Source organism: Sphingobacterium populi (assembly GCF_001586775.1).
In the GTDB taxonomy this organism is placed as follows: Bacteria; Bacteroidota; Bacteroidia; order Sphingobacteriales; family Sphingobacteriaceae; genus Sphingobacterium; species Sphingobacterium populi.
In genome coordinates this window covers 387,883-407,363 of the sequence record NZ_LQXS01000002.1, presented here as the reverse complement: position 1 = coordinate 407,363, position 19,481 = coordinate 387,883, and the positions used below count along the sequence as shown (strand labels likewise).

The 19,481-nt window shown below is 42.3% G+C and carries 15 protein-coding genes, 1 tRNA gene and 1 pseudogene; 9 read left to right on the top strand and 8 right to left on the bottom strand.

From position 1 onward, the window contains the following. Positions 1–77: 77 nt before the first annotated feature. Positions 78–1,799 carry a lysine--tRNA ligase gene (lysS, locus tag A0125_RS06070; protein ID WP_066753629.1) on the top strand — a complete coding sequence of 574 codons (1,722 nt, stop codon included), beginning with the start codon at positions 78–80 and terminating at the stop codon, positions 1,797–1,799. A 55-nt stretch (positions 1,800–1,854) separates the two neighbouring features. On the opposite strand, the gene A0125_RS15350 is transcribed toward lysS, so the two are convergent. Next, positions 1,855–1,986, bottom strand: a complete 132-nt coding sequence (locus A0125_RS15350; RefSeq protein ID WP_082784924.1) for a 30S ribosomal protein THX — start codon at positions 1,984–1,986, stop codon at positions 1,855–1,857. A gap of 172 nt (positions 1,987–2,158) precedes the next feature. Then, positions 2,159–3,634: an IMP dehydrogenase gene (gene guaB, locus A0125_RS06065; RefSeq protein WP_066753628.1), complete on the bottom strand. Its 1,476-nt coding sequence runs from the start codon at positions 3,632–3,634 to the stop codon at positions 2,159–2,161. Positions 3,635–3,826: 192 nt separating this feature from the next. On the opposite strand from guaB, the gene A0125_RS06060 reads away from it, so the two are divergent. The 4 genes and pseudogenes from A0125_RS06060 to gap all read left to right on the top strand — a co-directional run bounded on the left by A0125_RS06060 (position 3,827) and on the right by gap (position 9,473). Then, positions 3,827–4,294, top strand: coding sequence for a hypothetical protein (locus A0125_RS06060; protein WP_066754260.1), 468 nt, complete (start codon positions 3,827–3,829; stop codon positions 4,292–4,294). A 216-nt stretch (positions 4,295–4,510) separates the two neighbouring features. Continuing rightward, the gene (secDF, locus tag A0125_RS06055) at positions 4,511–7,513 is read left to right on the top strand and encodes a protein translocase subunit SecDF (protein WP_082784923.1); all 3,003 of its coding nucleotides are present in this window, start codon (positions 4,511–4,513) and stop codon (positions 7,511–7,513) included. Positions 7,514–7,840: 327 nt separating this feature from the next. Then, the gene (locus tag A0125_RS06050) at positions 7,841–8,449 is read left to right on the top strand and encodes a redoxin domain-containing protein (protein ID WP_066753625.1); all 609 of its coding nucleotides are present in this window, start codon (positions 7,841–7,843) and stop codon (positions 8,447–8,449) included. Between the two features lie 8 nt (positions 8,450–8,457). Then, positions 8,458–9,473: pseudogene (gene gap / locus A0125_RS06045) on the top strand (type I glyceraldehyde-3-phosphate dehydrogenase). Here gap and A0125_RS06040 read toward each other — a convergent pair. The 6 genes from A0125_RS06040 to A0125_RS06015 all read right to left on the bottom strand — a co-directional run bounded on the left by A0125_RS06040 (position 9,450) and on the right by A0125_RS06015 (position 13,539). Continuing rightward, complete coding sequence (locus A0125_RS06040; RefSeq protein WP_066753623.1) at positions 9,450–10,226, bottom strand: TIGR02757 family protein; 777 nt, start codon at positions 10,224–10,226, stop codon at positions 9,450–9,452. The pseudogene gap and the gene A0125_RS06040 overlap by 24 nt on opposite strands. 6 nt (positions 10,227–10,232) lie before the next feature. Continuing rightward, the gene (obgE, locus tag A0125_RS06035) at positions 10,233–11,231 is read right to left on the bottom strand and encodes a GTPase ObgE (RefSeq protein WP_066753620.1); all 999 of its coding nucleotides are present in this window, start codon (positions 11,229–11,231) and stop codon (positions 10,233–10,235) included. Between the two features lie 23 nt (positions 11,232–11,254). Beyond that, on the bottom strand, positions 11,255–11,833 hold the full coding sequence (locus A0125_RS06030; protein WP_066753618.1) for an adenylate kinase: 579 nt from the start codon (positions 11,831–11,833) through the stop codon (positions 11,255–11,257). 75 nt (positions 11,834–11,908) lie between these two features. After that, positions 11,909–11,982 (bottom strand) — tRNA-Arg (locus A0125_RS06025). A gap of 154 nt (positions 11,983–12,136) precedes the next feature. After that, entirely contained in the window at positions 12,137–12,856 is a 720-nt protein-coding gene (gene bshB1, locus A0125_RS06020) for a bacillithiol biosynthesis deacetylase BshB1 (RefSeq protein WP_066753616.1), read from the bottom strand. Positions 12,857–12,978: 122 nt separating this feature from the next. After that, positions 12,979–13,539 (bottom strand): DUF4294 domain-containing protein, encoded by a 561-nt coding sequence (locus tag A0125_RS06015; protein WP_231863142.1) that lies wholly within the window; start codon positions 13,537–13,539, stop codon positions 12,979–12,981. Between the two features lie 218 nt (positions 13,540–13,757). On the opposite strand from A0125_RS06015, the gene A0125_RS06010 reads away from it, so the two are divergent. The 4 genes from A0125_RS06010 (at position 13,758) to A0125_RS05995 (ending at position 19,292) form a co-directional block, all read left to right on the top strand. Further along, positions 13,758–15,971, top strand: coding sequence for a RelA/SpoT family protein (locus tag A0125_RS06010; protein WP_066753610.1), 2,214 nt, complete (start codon positions 13,758–13,760; stop codon positions 15,969–15,971). Positions 15,972–16,068: 97 nt separating this feature from the next. After that, positions 16,069–16,563, top strand: a complete 495-nt coding sequence (locus tag A0125_RS06005) for a Fur family transcriptional regulator (protein ID WP_066753607.1) — start codon at positions 16,069–16,071, stop codon at positions 16,561–16,563. 151 nt (positions 16,564–16,714) lie between these two features. Next, the gene (locus tag A0125_RS06000; protein WP_066753604.1) at positions 16,715–17,986 is read left to right on the top strand and encodes an adenylosuccinate synthase; all 1,272 of its coding nucleotides are present in this window, start codon (positions 16,715–16,717) and stop codon (positions 17,984–17,986) included. A 13-nt stretch (positions 17,987–17,999) separates the two neighbouring features. Further along, a complete protein-coding gene (locus A0125_RS05995) occupies positions 18,000–19,292 on the top strand; it encodes an anthranilate synthase component I family protein (protein WP_066753600.1) in 1,293 nt (430 codons plus the stop codon). The last annotated feature ends 189 nt before the right edge of the window (positions 19,293–19,481 follow it).

Here is a 19,481-nt window from a genome sequence, read left to right as displayed (position 1 = left end):
TAACGCAATTTTAAGTCAATTTAGCCCTTTAAATTTCCTAAGTTTGCAATTGGAAAAATAAGAAAAAAGAAAATCATATGGCACTTTCCGCACAGGAACAGCAACGCAGGGAGAATTTACAAGGCATTATCAATTTAGGTATAAACCCTTACCCTGCCGAGGAGTTTGAAGTCAATGTAACCGCAGCCGATATCACGGAAAATTACAAAAGAGATAAGTTAAACTATAAGAACATCAGTTTTGCAGGAAGGATTATGAGCCGCCGGATCATGGGTAGCGCATCTTTCGTAGAATTACAGGATTCTACCGGACGCATTCAAGCTTATGTGAAGCGCGACGATATCTGTGCTGGTGAAGATAAGGCGCTATACAATACTGTTTTTAAGAAACTTTTAGATATTGGCGACATTATCGGTATTAAAGGGTATGTATTTACTACGCAAACGGGCGAAATCAGTATACATGTACAAGAGCTTAAAGTACTTACTAAAGCTTTGCGCCCATTACCTATCGTAAAAGAGGCAGATGGCAAAGTATATGATGCCTTCACCGATCCGGAGCAACGCTACCGTATGCGCTATGTGGATCTGATTGTAAATGCACAAAACAAAGAAATTTTTGTGAAGCGCACGAAGCTTTACAGTGCGATGCGTCGATTTTTTGATGACGCAGGCTATATGGAGGTAGAAACTCCGGTACTACAATCTATACCAGGTGGCGCGGCGGCTCGTCCGTTTGTAACACATCACAATGCGTTGGATATTCCACTTTATCTGCGGATCGCGAACGAATTATACCTAAAACGACTGATCGTAGGCGGATTCGACGGTGTATATGAATTCTCTAAAAACTTCCGTAATGAAGGAATGGATCGTACGCACAATCCAGAATTCACTGCTATGGAAATCTACGTAGCGTACAAGGATTACAACTGGATGATGGAGTTCACTGAAAAACTATTGGAGCATTGTGCGATTGCAGTAAATGGTACTTCTGAGGCTACATTTGGCGAGCACAAAGTGGATTTCAAAGCGCCTTATGCACGTGTAACGATGACTGATGCGATCAAGCAGTTTACAGGCTTTGATATCTCTGGAAAATCTGAAGCGCAATTGCGCGAAGCAGCCTTGGGCATGGGCATCGCGGTAAACGAGACAATGGGCAAAGGAAAGTTGATTGATGAAATTTTTGGCGAAAAATGTGAAGGCAATTTCATTCAGCCGACTTTCATCACCGACTACCCTATTGAAATGTCGCCATTAACGAAGAAACATCGCGATAATCCGGAATTGACAGAACGATTCGAATTGATGGTATGTGGTAAAGAAATTGCCAATGCGTATTCGGAGTTGAATGATCCGATCGATCAGCGTGCACGTTTTGAAGATCAGCTAACGCTTTCCGAAAAAGGTGATGATGAAGCAATGTTTATCGATCAGGATTTCTTGCGTGCATTAGAGTACGGTATGCCACCTACTTCAGGATTAGGAATTGGCATGGATCGCTTAATCATGTTCTTGACCAATAATCCTTCTATTCAAGAAGTATTATTCTTCCCGCAGATGCGTCCTGAGAAAGTCAGCAAAGTATCTGCCGACGACGAATTTGCTGCATTGGGTATTCCTGCTGGCTGGATTCCTGTCTTACAAAAAATGGGGTTTGAGACTATCGAATCCTTGAAAGAGGCGAATCCAAATAAGGTATTTAATGACTTGGGCGGAATGCGCAAGAAATTAAAACTCGATCTGTCCATGCCTTCGAAGGAAGAAGTGACAGCTTGGTTTGCAGCAGCGCAGTAAACCTGTTATAAACTAGCATAAAAAATGGGCGAACATCGAGATGTTCGCCCATTTTTTATGCTTCTACTTTCTTAGTGGCTGTCGTGTCCGAAGGTTTTCGCCCTTCTGTTCTTTTTCCTGGTCTACTTGTTCCGTAAGACCCTGTAATGATTTTTCCTCTTTTCGTTTTCTTATCACCTTTACCCATAGTTTCTAGTTTTAATGAACATTAAGATTTAAACTCTATATCAGCAATGTATTAATTTATGATGAAAGATGCAAATGAGGAAGCCCTACCCAAGTTGAGAATCTGCACTATGTATCAAAGAAAAATCCCGCTTCCTTTCGGAGCGGGATTGCATGTTATAGCAATATAAACCTTAGCCGCGACTATTGTAGTTTGGCGCTTCTTTGGTAATTTGAATATTGTGCGGATGCGATTCACGTAAACCGGCACCAGTAATTTTAACAAATTGTGCTTCTTGCAAACGTTCAATGCTTGCTGCACCACAGTAGCCCATCGAAGCGCGCAAGCCGCCAATGTATTGATACACCACCTCAGCCAATGTGCCTTTGAATGGTACACGGCCCACAATACCTTCTGGCACGAGTTTCTTGATATCCTCTTCCACATCTTGGAAGTAACGATCTTTGGAACCTTTTTCCATAGCTTCGACCGAACCCATTCCACGGTATGATTTGAACTTCCGACCTTCGTAGATGATCGTTTCTCCAGGCGCTTCTTCCACACCGGCAAAAAGAGAACCCGCCATAATCGTATTTGCGCCAGCTGCGATCGCTTTAGCAATATCACCTGTTTGCTTAATACCGCCGTCTGCGATCAATGGTACTCCTGTTCCTTTCAGTGCTTTCGCTACTTCATAAACGGCATATAATTGAGGCACTCCTACTCCTGCAATAATACGTGTGGTACATATCGAACCTGGACCAATTCCCACTTTTACAGCATCTGCTCCAGCTTCTGCCAAATCTTTTGCCGCACGACCTGTTGCGATGTTACCAACAATAACCTGTAAATCAGGATAAGCAGCTTTCACTTCCTTCAACTTATTGATTACTCCCAAAGAATGACCATGTGCGGTATCGATCGTAACTACATCAACGCCTGCTTTAACAAGTGCATCGACGCGCTCGATCGTATCATGCGTCACACCGACTGCAGCACCGACTAACAAACGACCGTGCTCATCTTTAGCTGCATTAGGATAATGTCTATATTTCTGAATATCTTTAAACGTAATCAACCCTTTCAACACGCCATTACTATCCACCACCGGAAGTTTTTCAATTTTATAATCGTGCAAGATTTCTTCAGCACGGATCAAATCAGTCCCTTCTGGAGCAGTCACCAAATTAGCTTTGGTCATCAATTCAGCAATCGGTCTACGCATATCTTTTTGAAAACGTAAATCGCGATTCGTCACAATACCTTGCAATTTGCCAGCTGAATCAATTACAGGAATACCACCAATTTTGTGGTCACGCATAATCTGGAAAGCATCACCAACAGTTGCATCCGTAGTTAATGTCACTGGATCTTGAATCATGCCACTTTCCGACCGCTTGACCTTACGAACTTCGGCCGCTTGCTCTTCAATCGTCATGTTCTTATGCAACATACCAATGCCGCCCGCCTGCGCTATCGCGATAGCAAGATCAGCACCTGTAACGGTATCCATCGCAGCAGATACTAAAGGAATGTTAATTTTGATTTTACGCGTCAGATAGGTACTTGTATCAACATCGCGAGGTAAGATTTCCGAATAAGCTGGAACTAATAGTACGTCGTCGTAAGTAAGTCCTTCTGCTACAAATTTGTGTGGGTCTAGTTGCATGGGCAAATATCTAAAGGGATTTCTATTTGCCAGACAAAAGTACTGAATAAATATGATTATATCAAGAGCGTCCAGTTTAAAATTAATTTTATCTTCAGAATTTTGCGCAACACTATGCCTTTTGGCAGGGTAATTGCTCACCTGTCGCCATATCAAATACAAAAATTATTAAGTTATCTAATTACATCAACTATGAAAAAGGTACTACTATCATTAGGCGCTGCATTTGCACTTGCATTTAGCGCACAAGAAGCAAAAGCACAGACTCCGTACGGAACAGCCCTTGGTTTAGGTATTGATTTAGGAGATGGCCGTACATTCGTAGGTCCACAAATTAAGCACAACTTTGGCGGCAATAACGCAGCAAATGCACAGGTTTTATTTGGTGGTGGCGCAACTATTCTAGGAGTAGATTACTCGTACAACCAAGCAATACAAGGCGCTAATGGACTAACATGGTATTTAGGTGTAGGTCCGCAAATCGGTTTTAATAATGAAAGAACTTACTTCGCGCTTCGTCCAGCAGCCGGTCTAGAGTTCAAAGTCCCTCAAGCGCCCTTAGCTATGCACTTTGACTGGAAGCCTTGGTGGAATTTAACGAACAGATCAAACTTTGAGCCAGCTCGTTTCAGCATCGGTTTGAAATTTACATTGAACTAAAAAAAAATCAAATAATAAGAAAGCGCTCTTTTTGCTATGCAAAAGGAGCGCTTTCTTTTGCTATACTGTTAAACATTATGGCGAACACAAACTTAACCGTCAATTGTTTGTGATAATACTCTTGTTTTTTCCATTTTTTTATACCTTTGCAAATCTTGAATATTTTTATTATTAAACTGAAAATACAACAAATCTTAATTATAACGACTGATAGAAATGCAGAGTAAAGGGCTGATTAAATTTTTGGTAGTAGTGGTTTCGTTAGCATGCCTCTACTCCCTATCTTTCACTTTTGTAACCAGAAAAGTGGAAAGCGATGCCGCAGAATACGCACAGGGCGACATGCTCAAAGAAAAAGCGTATTTGGATTCGGTTGCTGGGCAGGTAGTGTACAATCTTGGTGTGGCCAAGTATACCTATCGCGAAGCGAAAGCACGGGAGATTGCTTTAGGACTAGATCTTAAAGGTGGTATGAACGTTACGATGGAAATCTCACTCGATGAGTTGATCCGTAACCTAGCGAACAATCCAAAGGATCAAGCTTTCAACAAATCGTTGGAAAGTGCTTTAGCTAAAAGCAAATCGACTAATACGTCGTTGATCGACTTATTTGTAGATGAGTACAAAGCATCTGGTTCAGGCACACCGATTGCCTCTTTCTTTGCTACAAAAGATAATGCAGCATCTGTTAATGCTAACAATTCAGAAGGTCAAGTTCGCACTTGGCTGAAACGCGAAGCAGACAATGCCATCGAAAATTCATACAAAGTTTTGCGTACGCGTATCGACAAGTTCGGTGTAGCTTCTCCAAACATCCAGATTCAGCAAGGTACTAACCGTATCTTAGTCGAACTTCCGGGTATTAAAGACGAAGATCGCGTTCGTAAATTGCTACAAGGATCCGCTAAATTGGAGTTTTTTGAAACGCATAGCAACCCTGATGTCTACCCATTATTGGAAAATATCGACAAAACTTTAGCAGCAGCTTTGCGTAATGATAAAACAAGCACTGCTTCAGCAACAAGCAACGATACTACCGCTACAGATAGCACTGCTTCAGATGCTAACCTATTAGCCAATTTAGGTGCGAAGAACAATGAGACAGATACTTCAGCAGTACAAGCGCAGCTAGCGCAGCAAAATCCGCTGTTTGCAATTCTAAATCCTTCCGTGTACCAAGGGCAAAACGGACAACCTTCACTTACGCCTGGTGCAACAGTAGGTTATGCACATTTGAAGGATACCGCACGCGTTAACCAATACTTAACTCGCCCTGAAGTACGTTCGATGATTCCTTCGAACTTAAAATTTATGTGGTCTGTAAAACCGGAACACAACTCACCTGATTTTTTATCACTTTTTGCGATAAAAACAAGTAATACCGAGACAGGTGCCGTACTTACAGGTGACGTAATCACCGAAGCACGCGACGATTTCGATCAGAACAACAGACCTGTTGTATCTATGGGAATGAATGCCGAAGGCGCTCGTCAATGGAGACGCATCACAGCACAAGCCGCACAAAGCAACGCTTCTATCGCGATTATCTTAGATGGCGTCGTTTATTCGGCACCTACGGTGAATGAGGAGATTCCAGGTGGCAACTCTTCTATCTCTGGCAACTTTACGATCGATGATACCAAAGATTTGGCCAATGTATTGAAAGCAGGTCGCCTTCCTACTACCGCAAAAATCGTAGAAGAAGCGATCGTCGGACCTTCCTTAGGTCAGGCAGCGATTGACGCTGGTGTCAATTCAGCAGTAATTGGTTTTATTGTTGTCATGATTTTCATGGTAGCGTATTACAACCGTGCAGGTATTGCTGCCAACATCGCTGTGGTATTCAACGTGTTTTTCTTACTAGGAATTCTAGCTTCGCTGAATGCAGTATTAACCTTACCAGGTATTGCCGGTATCGTATTGACAATGGGAACCGCCGTCGATGCGAACGTGCTAATCTATGAACGTATTCGTGAGGAATTGGGTCTTGGTAAATCCATGCGTCAAGCCATTGCAGATGGTTATAAGCATGCAATGCCGTCGATTCTCGATTCACAAATCACTACATTATTAGTAGGTGTCATCTTGTTCTTCACCGGATCTGGACCTATTCAAGGTTTCGCAACGACGTTGATCATTGGTATCATTACCTCATTGTTCACAGCGATTTTCATTTCTCGTTTAATTTTCGAATACTTGTTAGATAAGGGCAAAAAGATTTCTGTGTCTTTCCCTTGGTCTGCGAATACATTGCAAAATGCCAACTTCCAGTTTGTAGCAAAAAGAAAATTATATTTCACTATTTCGATCGTAGTATCTATACTGTGTATCATCTCGATCTTCACGAAGGGATTCTCTCTTGGTGTAGATTTCCAAGGTGGTCGTACGTACACCGTACGTTACGATAATAATGTAAACTTAGAGGATGTACGCAGCAATTTAGATGCTGTATTTGGACTAACTACCGAGGTAAAAACCTTCGGTAGCGAAAACCAGATTAAAGTAACTACGACGTATCACATCGAAGAAACCAGTGACGAAGCCGATGGCGAAGTATTGGCAAAGCTGAATGAAGGGTTATCAAAAGTCGGTGACAACAAATACGAAATACTTTCGCAACAAAAAGTTGGTCCTTCTATTGCTAGTGATATTCGTGACCGTGCAATCTATGCAGCTATATTCTCTATTTTAATCATCGCTGCGTATATATTGATCCGTTTCCGCAGATGGCAATATTCAGTGTCTGCGGCCATTTCTACTACACACGATGGTATCGTATTATTGGGTATCTTTTCGGTGTTAGATGGTTTAGTGCCATTCTCTTTAGATATTGATCAGCACTTCGTAGCTGCGTTATTGACCGTATTAGCTTACTCAGTAAATGACACCGTCGTAGTATTTGACCGCCTTCGTGAATACTTATCAAAACCTTTTGGTAAAAACGAAAACTTAGGCAGCACGATCAACAAAGCGATCAACTCTACATTAAGCCGTACTATCATTACGTCGTTGACGTTGATCTTTGTATTGGCGGTACTGTTTATCTTCGGTGGCGAGGTGATTAGAGGTTTCTCTTTCGCGATCTTGATCGGTATTATTGTAGCAACCTACTCATCCATCTTTATCGCAGCACCTACAATGTACGACTTGACACCAGACGATAGTGCGGTGCAAGAAAGTTCACCAAAGGTGAAAGAAACAAAAGCAGTAACAAACTAATCGGATAAGATAGTTTCTATACAAAAAAAGAGCGGGCTTTCTAAAAATAGAAAGCCCGCTCTTTTTCATCATGATGCGAAGTAAGGGTTAACAAAAGTTAAAGCAATTGCAAACCGAGCAATCTTGGCGTATATTTGACTATTCATAATTTTAGGTTAATAATTGGTTAGTTTAGCATTGCCACTCTCCCGAGTGGCAATGCTTTTTTTATACATAGCCATACGGTGCTAAGTAATACTATTATAGCAGGTCTATGACATATTTAGCAGGCAAGCTATTGTCGATATTCCCCATTTTTAATTAGCTTTGAACCGTATTTAGACGACAATGATGAAAGGTAAATTTTCAATAGTAGCTGTTGCTATCGCCCTTATGATATCGGCCTGCAACAATAATGATAACAGTAATAATCAGGTAGCAGATCCGCACGAAGGACACGACCATAGTACACACACAGAATCGGCTGCTACACATGGGCAAACTCCTCCACCGGCGCAGCCTGAAGAACAAGATCCAACAGCTAGTATCCCGGATTTCAAGTTTTACAAAGTAAAATCAGGATTTGGATATGAGAAAAAAGATATCCCAAGCGGTAAGAATACAGTATTCATCTTGTTTGACCCATCATGCGGGCATTGCCAGCAGGAGGCCCAAGCCTTATCCAAAAATTATGATAAGATTAAAGACATCAATATCTTATACATTTCCATGAACGACCCCGGTTTAATGGTTAACTTCTTACCTTCATTTGGCAAGGAGCTGGATGGTAAACCAAATGTTGAAATGTTGTACGACAGAAATCAGGAATTTATCCGCAAATTTCATATTCCAAACATGTTTCCGGCAAATTATGTATACGGAGCGGATGGCAACTTAAAAACGCATTGGGTCGGAGAAAAAAGTATAGAAGAAATCTTGACAGCCTTCGTACAATAATAGTATAAATGAGGATTGCAATCAATGGATTCGGAAGAATAGGTAGGCACACCCTACGTCATTTACTTCAGCGAGAATTGGATGGTGTTACGGTGGTAGCGATCAATGATCTGGCCGATGCCGCAACGCTGGCTCATCTTTTCAAATACGACTCGGTACATGGTCCTGCTACTATGCCTGTGTCTCATGAGAATGGTCATCTAGAAATTGGAACACAATCGATACAGATTTTAAATGAAAAAGATCCTGAGCGATTACCTTGGTCGATACTAGGAATAGATTTAGTGATAGAATCGACTGGATACTTTACCACATCTGCTGCAGCCGCGAAACACCTCACCGCTGGTGCTCGACAAGTTGTCATTTCTGCACCTTCACCAGATAAGGAAATTCCAACGGTAGTTTTAGGCATCAACGATGCTACGTTTGATTGGAATGCGCCGATATTCTCAAATGCCTCCTGTACTACAAACAATGTAGCACCACTTGTTAAAATATTAGACGATAACTGGGCTATTCAAGATGGTTATATTACCACAGTGCACTCCATGACAGGAGATCAGAACTTACACGATGCCCCACATCGAGATTTGCGACGCGCACGCGCGGCTTCTTCATCGATTATTCCGACCTCGACAGGAGCAGCAAAAGCTATTACCAATGTATTTACCCACTTGGATGGCAAGCTCGGTGGTGCCGGCATTCGTGTACCGGTTTTGAATGGTTCTTTGACGGATTTCACCTGTACCCTGGCCAAACCGACGACCGTCGAAAAAATCAACGAAAAATTCAAGCAGCTGCCGAAGGTGATCTGAAAAATATACTGTATTACACCGAGGATCCGATTGTGTCGGTCGACATCATTAATAATCCGTACTCCTGTGTGTTTGATGCCCAGCTTACGTCTATCGTTGGGGGATTAGTAAAAGTAGTTGGGTGGTACGATAACGAATACGGCTATTCGAGTAGGATGGTGGATATTGTGCATATCTTGAGTCGCTTAAAGTCGACCTTCGACGCCTAATCCAAAAAGCGCAAAATCATATTTTACTGGATCCAATGGATCCAGTAATCGCAATTGAGCGGTGAGTTCCATCGCCATATTCCAGTTGACAGTTGGTGTTGTGATCATGCCTAGCTTTCGTCCTACGCGCTCTACATGCACATCACACGGACATATCAAATCCGCTGGGCGGATTCTGGTCCAAATTCCGAAATCAACCCCTTGTGCATCGCGACGTACCATCCAGCGCAGAAACATATTTAAACGCTTGCAGCTTGACTTCTGCATTGGCGAGCTAACGTGTTTACGCGTGCGTTCCGGATAGTCTAATAGAGAAAAGAAATAGGATTTAAAATAATTTAGCGCTTGCTCTACAGATACACGTTCACGATCTTCTTGTCCCCATACGAAGGCCATTTCCAGCGAGTCGTGCTGCGTATAATGATGGCGTAAGAAAGCTATGAAATAGAGTAGATCCGTATCGTTGAACGTACGATGCTTGAACCCCAGCAAACCTGCGAGATCCTGATCAGAATGATGCAGTACAAAGGCATATGGTTCGCCCTGCATGCGTGCAATCAGTTCCGTACATTTATTGATAATCGTCTTGCGCTGTCCCCAAGCCAATATGCTGGCAAATAACCCCATTATCTCCACATCCTGCTTCAAAGTAAAGCGATGCGGAATCACGATTGGGTCGGATTCAATAAAATCCGGACGGTTGTACTCAGCCACTTTTTGATCCAAAAATTCTTTTAAATCAAAATGAGCCATATCTGATTAACCTACGATCTGTTTGTAAATAGCGTCTTTGAGCTGCTGAATATTTTTACCGGAAACCGATGAAATAAACAGGTATGGAATATCTTGCGGTACTTGCGCTTTCATCTGTTCTTCTAATTCATCATCCAACATATCGGATTTCGTAATCGCCAGCAAACGTGGCTTGTCTACTAACTCCGGGTTGTAGGCAGTAAGCTCGCGCAGTAGGATATCGTACTCTTCAGCGATGGTGCGATCAGTATCTGCTGGCACCATAAATAGTAAAACAGAATTTCGCTCGATATGTCGTAGAAACCGATAACCTAATCCTTTACCTTCTGACGCTCCTTCGATAATACCCGGAATATCTGCCATGACAAAGGATTTATTGTCGCGATAAGAGACAATTCCTAAGTTGGGCACAATCGTGGTAAAAGGATAATCCGCAATTTCTGGCTTAGCTGCAGATACTACGGATAGTAAAGTTGATTTTCCAGCATTCGGAAATCCAACTAAACCTACGTCCGCTAGTACTTTTAGCTCCAAGATCATCCATTCCTCTTTTCCGGGAATACCAGGTTGCGAATACCGTGGAGTTTGTTGCGTCGGTGTCTTGAAGTGCCAGTTGCCCAAGCCGCCTTTACCACCTTCCGTTAAGATTTTTGTTTCACCATCTTCGGTGATTTCAAAGAGCACTTCTCCGGTTTCTGCATTTTTGGCAATTGTACCTAGCGGTACTTCCAATATTTCATCTTTACCCGTCGCACCGGAGCGCAGCGCGCTGCCACCCCGTTCGCCATCGGCTGCGATAATATGTTTACGATATTTTAAATGCAGTAACGTCCAGTGATTGGTGGAGCCTTTGAGAATGATATGGCCACCGCGACCACCGTCGCCGCCATCAGGACCACCTTTGGCAGTAAACTTGTCTCTATGCAGATGCGCCGAGCCTGCACCTCCGTGGCCAGAACGACAACATACTTTTACATAATCAACAAAATTAGAACCCTGTGCCATATCAATATTATAATTACTGTAGATTAACCTACTTGATGTTTATCGATCACATTAGATAAGTTGCCGAATATCTCGTCAATCTCTCCAATACCGTCGATCTTATTTAATTTTCCCTGTTTTTCGTAGTACGGCAATACGTGTATCGTCTTGCTAAAGTACTCTTCAATACGCTTTTTCAATTTATCAGCGGCATCATCTGCACGACCAGAGATTTCTTGTCTTTTGGCAATACGCGTAGTTAGCTCTTCTTCGCTAACATCTAACGCAAGTACCGTACTGATCGGCTGTCCATTAGATTCTAAAAACTGATCCAGCGCTTCTGCTTGAGCTACCGTACGCGGAAAACCGTCGAAGATAAAACCCTTTGCATCTTGATGCTCATTGATCTCCTGCTCAAGCATAGAGATAGTAATCGAATCCGGCACCAAATTACCATCAGCGATAATTTGATTTACCTTCTTGCCCAGTTCAGTTTCGTTCTTAATATGCGCACGAAACATATCTCCAGTAGAGATGTGATGCAGTCCATATTGAGCGATTAGTTTTTCCGACTGTGTGCCCTTACCTGCACCAGGGGGGCCAAAAATTACAAGGTTTAACATAACTTTCTGTTATTTTGTTTATTGCAAAATAAAAGCCTAATCCGTGGATCGAATTAGGCTTTGATGTTAATAACGTGCGCTCAAAGGGAGTCGAACCCCTAACCTCCTGATCCGTAGTCAGGTGCTCTATCCAATTAAGCTATGAGCGCCGCTTCCAAAATTCAACGAGTCAGGCTCGATTTCGTTTTGGTGTTGCAAATATAGTAAAATGCTAGATGTTAACAAATATTTTTTCTTCAAATATGAATTGAATCAAGTGTTGCATGCTACCTATACCGAGCAAAGAGCCTAAAAATGAATAATCTAGCGCAATGCGAATAAGTCATCAACACCTAGCAATTTTCTACTTGTAAAGCCCTCGCCATACGTAGCCTGTATGCTACGTCCAAATTCGCGCGCCCTACCCTCGGTATACAAAATAAAATCTGGTGTAGAAATATAAGTTTGCGGTTCGTCACTATCCACCGGCGCATTAAACTGTGTTGTATAAGCCAAAATTGACTCTTTCTTAACTTCCCAGTAAGGTGTTATATCTAATATAATGTCAGGCTGTATGTATTTATCCTGAATTAACTGCAACTGTAAACGTGGACGAAAGCTCTCTTGCAAACCATTTGCATCGCGCGTCTCTATTCTTCTCAATCCTGACAAGAAGAGCGCATCATTCACCAATTTGCTCGCCCGGCCATGATCCGGATGACGATCATCGACTGCGTTCGTAATCACGACTTCAGGACGATATTGCCGAATGCATTGTATTATCGCAAGCTGATGCTCTTCATTATTTTCGAAAAAGCCATCTCTCAAACCCAGATTAACGCGCATTGCGACGCCTAGAATAGTGGCCGCGGCTTGTGCTTCTGCCGCACGGGTTTCTGCTGTTCCACGCGTACCCAACTCGCCTCGTGTCAAATCCACGATTCCTACCTTTTTACCCTCTGCTACATACCTAGCAATCGTACCACCTGCACCCAGTTCTGCATCATCGGGATGCACTGTAATCACCATCAAATCCAATTCCATACCGGTAGATTATTGTTTAAAAAATATAAACAAATATAATGTTTAAACGCGTATTTTGGGAGAATAATTAAAATTATAATTTCGACGTACAATGATCATTACATACAATAAATAACTAGTAACTAGCGTGTACCAGCCATCGGTCGCGCCTGTTCGTATTCGCGTATAATGGTTTCTATTACGTAATCTTCTTGTGGATCGTAGGTACTTTTGAGATTGTGCCCAACGACACGAGCCACACCTTGATACACAAAGGCAGCTACGCCACCTTTCATCTCTTTAACGAGATCGTAACTCGTATTGCCCGTTTGCCGCTCGATTAATTTGATTAATATTTTGCCTTGACTGATCGAAAGATTCTTGACCTCCGAATTGATTTTGTGCTTGATTTCGCGTTCGCATTCTTTGACCAACTGCTTATGCTCTTTTTTATTCTCAGCCTGAGCCAAATCCCGATCCAATTGCGCATAGCGTTTTTGAGCATAAATTGCATAGGGAAGAACGCGCAAAACATTGCGTTTTAGACGAAGATACTGCATACGCTCTTCTTCGCTTTTCCATAGTCGAACACCAACAACGACCACTTCGGGAATCAAAAAAGCAGGCACCACCTCTCCACTTTCCAAACGAACCGTCTGATAGCTATCAACCACTTGCGCTTTGCCCTCCCCATAGTGGGGCATAACCAATTGTTGAGCACGACCTAAAAAAGGAAGAAATACACACATTACAACCGCACATATCAAGACTCTCATACCCGAATTAAATCGCAAATTCATTTTAAAAACACACGGATTTTCCTTAAATTTATGTTTAAACAAAAATCATGCTACTTTAGTACACTCGCTAGGACAAGTAAAGATAAAGTAAATTGAAGGAACTCACAACCTTGGGAGACGATATGGAAGAATATGTGATTGATATTGAGGCGGAAAACAAGGAGATAAGAAAACGATATCGAGCACTGTTAAGAGCATGTAAGCCTACCTTACAACGTGGGGACAAACAGGAAATTCGTCGGGCGTTTGACTTGTCGCTCGAAAGCCATAAAGAAATGCGCCGAAAATCCGGCGAACCATACATTTATCATCCAATAGCGGTTGCTCAAATCGCTGCTGAAGAGATCGGACTAGGTACCACATCCATCGTGTGTGCTCTGCTACATGATGTGGTAGAAGATACAAGCATGACCGTGGAAGCCATCGAACAACAGTTCGGCAAAAAGGTAGCTCGCATCATCGACGGATTGACCAAGATTTCGGGCATCTTCGATACGAATAGCTCTATTCAAGCGGAGAATTTTAGAAAAATGCTCTTGACGCTGGCAGATGATGTTCGTGTGATCTTAATCAAACTTGCTGACCGACTGCATAATATGCGGACGATGGAATTCATGGCACGACATAAGCAGCTGAAGATCGCCTCAGAAACGAGCTATTTATACGCGCCGCTTGCTCATCGATTGGGGCTGTACGCGATCAAATCAGAATTGGAAGATCTGTCTATGAAATATACAGATCCTGACACGTACAAGTTTATCGCACGAAAACTGAATGAGAAAAAGGCTGAACGTGAAAAGTTCATTGCCAGCTTCGTGGCTCCAATCAAAGAAATTTTGGCTGGCGAAGGCATCAAGGCAGATGTATTCGGCCGGCCGAAATCGATTCACTCTATCTGGAACAAGATGCGCAAGAAATCAATTCCTTTTGAAGAGGTGTACGATCTTTTTGCCATTCGTGTGATTATCGATACGGTCGACGAAAAAGAAAAAACAGAGTGTTGGAAGGTTTATTCGATTGTAACAGACCTTTATCGGCCCAACCCCGATCGTTTGCGCGATTGGATTTCTTCTCCAAAAGGAAACGGCTACGAATCGTTGCACACCACCTTGATGGGTCCGCGCGGACAATGGGTCGAAGTGCAAATCCGCACGAAACGCATGAATGAGATCGCGGAGAAAGGTTTCGCTGCACACTGGAAATACAAAGAATCTAATTCCGATAGCGGTCTCGATCAGTGGATCCAGAAAGTACGTGATGTACTTAGCACGGCAGAACCTGATGCGATCGATTTCGTGGATGATTTTAAGATGAATCTTTTTTCAGACGAGATTTTCATTTTTACTCCAAAAGGTACATTAGTACAGTTGCCGCATAATGCCACAGCGCTAGATTTTGCCTTTGAAATTCACTCCGACATTGGCGCTACCTGTATTGGAGCGAAGGTAAACCATAAGTTAGTACCGCTATCTCATCCGCTTCATAACGGCGATCAGGTGGAAATCATTACATCAGCAAAACAGAGCCCCAAAGAAGATTGGCTTAGTTTTGTCGTCACCGCAAAAGCGCGCTCGAAGATCAAATCTTCCCTCAAAGAAGAGAAACGGCGCGTGGCTGAAGATGGTAAGGAAATTCTAGAAAGGAAGTTAAAATCCCTAAAAATCACCTACAACACCGACAATATCAACAAGATCGCTAATCACTTCAAGTTTGCGAGCTCTCAGGATTTGTTTTTTCAAGTAGCAAAGGGCACAATAGATATTAAGAACTTAAGAGAATTTGCCGCATCCGAGAAATCGGAAGACGCCAATAAAAATGAGTTCCAATCACATGTATCCGGATTGGTCGATAAGATCAATAGAAAGGACATGGATACTATCCTAATTGGTGACGATCTGCAGAAAATTGATTATACATTGGCGCCCTGCTGTAACCCAATACCAGGAGATGATATTTTTGGATTCCTTACAGTGAATGATGGAATCAAAATTCACCGTACCAGCTGTCCGAATGCATCTCGCCTTATGGCCAATTATGGCTACCGCATTTTAAAAGCACAATGGTCTTCGTCACAGCGCAACACTTCCTTTCTTACTGGCCTTCGTATCGTAGGAATTGACGATGTTGGACTAGTCAATAAAATTACCACCGTAATCTCTAGAAACTTCAACGTCAACATTCGCTCACTATCCATCTCCAGCAATGAAGGCATATTCGAAGGCAGTATCATGGTTTTTGTAAATGACATTGAGCAACTAGACAACCTGATCAGCAACGTATTGCGTATCCCCGGTATTACCGGCGTAACACGCTACGAATCAGAAAGTAGAAATTAAAATAGCACAACACACAGCGCGCCTTTAATAGGACATTAAGTTGATATGATATTCCCGCAAATTTTGGTAAATTTGTACAGAAGAATACAAGGAATGTATGAAGCAAGGTGAAAGTTACGAAACAGTAAAAAAGATATTTGAAGCATATCTGGAAAACAAGAATCTGAGAAAGACTCCAGAGCGTTATGCTATTTTGGAAGAGATCTATTCGCGGACAGATCACTTCGATGTGGAATCGTTGTACATCCACATGAAAAACAAGAAATATCGCGTAAGTAGAGCGACGGTGTACAATACATTAGAGCTATTAGTGTCGTGTGATTTGGTGACCAAGCATCAGTTTGGACGCAATATGGCACAATTTGAAAAATCCTATGGCTATAAGCAGCATGACCATGTCATCTGTATTGAGTGCAACAAAGTGGTGGAGTTTTGCGATCCGCGTATTCATCAGATTCAAAGCATGATGGGTGAGTTATTGAAGTTTGAAATCAAACATCACTCGCTCAACTTATATGGAGTCTGCGAAGAATGCAGAGAAAAACAATCAGCTACGACGATTCCTACTGTCACCACAGCAAGCGAAGTTTAGTGATTAACATGCTTTTTTGACATAAGTTTCACTTTTCTAGATAACAATAGTACTTTTGTTCGGGATAATTGAACACATCATTATCCCGAACTTTTTATTTAGTACACATTGCAAAGTATACAATTTATTTAATCATATATCTCAATTCAATATGCAAGTTGATGTCCTTTTGGGCTTACAATGGGGAGACGAAGGTAAAGGAAAAATCGTCGATGTTTTTTGCCCAAAATACGATTTGATTGCCCGTTTTCAAGGCGGCCCGAATGCTGGCCATACGCTGGAGTTTGATAACAAGAAATTTGTTTTAAACACTATTCCTTCCGGAATCTTTAACGAAGATACCTTGAACTTAATAGGAAATGGTGTAGTTATTGACCCGATCATCCTCAAAAGAGAACTGGACAATCTGAAACAAGCTGGATTCGACCCCGTTTCGAAAGGCAAATTGGTCATTGCGCGCAAAGCACATCTGATCTTGCCTACACACCAACTATTGGATGCAGCATCTGAGAGCAACATGGGTACGGGCAAAATTGGTTCTACCTTAAAAGGTATCGGACCTACCTATATGGACAAAACTGGTCGCAATGGCTTGCGTGTGGGCGACACTACCTTGCCAGACTTCTTGGATCGCTACGAGAAACTAAAGCAAAAACACCTTTCAATTTTAGCGCACTACGGTGATTTACCTGATTTTGCTGATCGTGAAAAGGCATTTTTAGAAGCGGTAGAATTCCTTAAGACTATTCCACACGTCGATTCAGAACATCTTGTCAATCAATACTTGAAAGCCGGTCAACGCGTATTGGCAGAAGGTGCTCAAGGCACTTTATTAGATGTCGACTTTGGATCTTATCCATTTGTCACTTCTTCCAACACCACGACAGCAGGTGCTTGTACCGGCTTAGGCATTGCTCCTAATCGGATTGGCGCTGTTTACGGCATATTCAAAGCATACGCGACACGTGTTGGTGGCGGCCCTTTCCCGACCGAATTACACGATGAAACAGGTGAGCAACTTCGTAAATTAGGCCATGAATTTGGTGCGACCACTGGTCGTGCTAGACGTACCGGATGGATTGATATTCCAGCGTTGAAATATGCCATCATGATCAATGGTGTGACCGAATTAATCATGATGAAAGCAGACGTACTAGACACGTTTGATAAAATTTATGCCTGCACGCATTATAAGCATAATGGCGAGGTAATCGACTATATGCCCTACGAAATCATCACCAATGAAGCAGAGCCTGTTTATGAAGAAATTGAGGGCTGGAATCAGGATTTAACGGGTATCCGCAAAGCTGATGAAATTCCGGCTGCGCTTAAAAATTACATTACATACTTAGAGAATGCACTGGAAGTGCCGATCAAATACCTTTCTGTAGGCCCGGATCGCGTACAGACTATCGTACTTTAAGAAAGTATATAGAATGCCTACGGCAACGTTTACGATAGAAGGAGCCGATTTTCTGCCTAAAGCAGTGCTTTGGGCAGAATCTTTTGAATCCGCTTGTTTGCTACACTCCAACGCATTTGCAGATCCTTATACTGCTATTGAGAGTATACTGGCTGTGGGTGTACGAGATGAGATCGTAGCCGATCATACAGGCACATTTCAGAAAATAGAAAATTTTAAAACCAAACATCCTAACGACTGGATGTTTGGTTTTTTTGGGTATGATCTAAAGAACCAAATCGAAGAGCTACGTACCGACCTACCGGATGGACTGGCATTTCCGGATGCCTATTTTTTTATACCTCAAATACTTATCCACTTCCAAGAAAAGCATGTTTTGATCCATGCTCCAGACGGCATAGATATTCAATCAATCTACGAATCCATTTGCCACACAAGCATAAATCTGAAGAAACCGATATTAAATCGCCCTTTCCAGAAGCGCATGAGCAAAGCAACCTATTTGGAATCATTTCATCAGTTAAAGAAACACATTCAACGTGGGGATATATATGAAGTGAATCTGTGTCAGGAGTTTTATCAGACGGATTGTTTTATTGATCCTCCTAGTGTGTATTGGCATCTAAATACGGTTTCCCCTACTCCGTTTTCCACCTTTTTCAAGTTTGGCGATCAGTACATTCTGTCGGCTTCACCCGAACGTTTTATTGCCAAACGAGGCAATACGCTTCTTTCTCAACCAATCAAGGGCACAGCCAAGCGTGGCAAAACCACGCACGAAGATCTCGAAATTATAGAGCGCCTACGCTCAGATCCCAAAGAAATGGCAGAAAATGTCATGATCGTTGATTTGGTACGTAACGATCTGACGCGCAGTGCCAAAGCTGGTAGTGTTACCGCGCAACGTATACCACAGGTTCACACCTTTAGCCAAGTTCATCAATTAGTATCTACTATTACCTGCGAAATTGACCCCAAAGTCACAGATCTGGAAGCGATCAAACGTGTGTTTCCTGCTGGCTCTATGACGGGTGCACCTAAAGTAAGTGCGATGGCTTTATGCGATCGTTATGAAAAGTCAAAACGCGGTGTGTACGCCGGTGCTGTGGGCTATTTCTCACCGGACGGCAATTTTGACTTTAATGTTGTAATCCGAACATTGCTTTACAATCGCTCTAAACGCTACCTATCTTTCCATACGGGCGGTGCTATTACAATTGATGCAGATGCTGAAAACGAGTACGCCGAATGCCTTTTGAAGGCCAATGCTATCTTAACGGCATTGCAAACAAAACTAGAAAACTGACGCCTTCCTTTTCGTATCTGTATGCCATTTGGCACATTTACCATGCCAGTAGAGTGTTAAGAATACGTTATTTAATACGAATCCCCGGAATACCACAGCTAATTCTCAAAATAAACGAGTACATTTACAAAGTAAAAAATTGCATCGCCTGATAAATAGCTGTGCTCATAAAAATATCAAATATTTCGC

Bases quoted from the DNA above. Each gene is read 5' to 3' on its own strand.
- lysS (WP_066753629.1), top strand. From the start codon at position 78: ATGGCACTTTCCGCACAGGAACAGCAACGCAGGGAGAATTTACAAGGC.
- A0125_RS15350 (WP_082784924.1), bottom strand. From the start codon at position 1,986: ATGGGTAAAGGTGATAAGAAAACGAAAAGAGGAAAAATCATTACAGGG.
- guaB (WP_066753628.1), bottom strand. From the start codon at position 3,634: ATGCAACTAGACCCACACAAATTTGTAGCAGAAGGACTTACTTACGAC.
- A0125_RS06060 (WP_066754260.1), top strand. From the start codon at position 3,827: ATGAAAAAGGTACTACTATCATTAGGCGCTGCATTTGCACTTGCATTT.
- secDF (WP_082784923.1), top strand. From the start codon at position 4,511: ATGCAGAGTAAAGGGCTGATTAAATTTTTGGTAGTAGTGGTTTCGTTA.
- A0125_RS06050 (WP_066753625.1), top strand. From the start codon at position 7,841: ATGATGAAAGGTAAATTTTCAATAGTAGCTGTTGCTATCGCCCTTATG.
- A0125_RS06040 (WP_066753623.1), bottom strand. From the start codon at position 10,226: ATGGCTCATTTTGATTTAAAAGAATTTTTGGATCAAAAAGTGGCTGAG.
- obgE (WP_066753620.1), bottom strand. From the start codon at position 11,231: ATGGCACAGGGTTCTAATTTTGTTGATTATGTAAAAGTATGTTGTCGT.
- A0125_RS06030 (WP_066753618.1), bottom strand. From the start codon at position 11,833: ATGTTAAACCTTGTAATTTTTGGCCCCCCTGGTGCAGGTAAGGGCACA.
- bshB1 (WP_066753616.1), bottom strand. From the start codon at position 12,856: ATGGAATTGGATTTGATGGTGATTACAGTGCATCCCGATGATGCAGAA.
- A0125_RS06015 (WP_231863142.1), bottom strand. From the start codon at position 13,539: ATGCCCCACTATGGGGAGGGCAAAGCGCAAGTGGTTGATAGCTATCAG.
- A0125_RS06010 (WP_066753610.1), top strand. From the start codon at position 13,758: ATGGAAGAATATGTGATTGATATTGAGGCGGAAAACAAGGAGATAAGA.
- A0125_RS06005 (WP_066753607.1), top strand. From the start codon at position 16,069: ATGAAGCAAGGTGAAAGTTACGAAACAGTAAAAAAGATATTTGAAGCA.
- A0125_RS06000 (WP_066753604.1), top strand. From the start codon at position 16,715: ATGCAAGTTGATGTCCTTTTGGGCTTACAATGGGGAGACGAAGGTAAA.
- A0125_RS05995 (WP_066753600.1), top strand. From the start codon at position 18,000: ATGCCTACGGCAACGTTTACGATAGAAGGAGCCGATTTTCTGCCTAAA.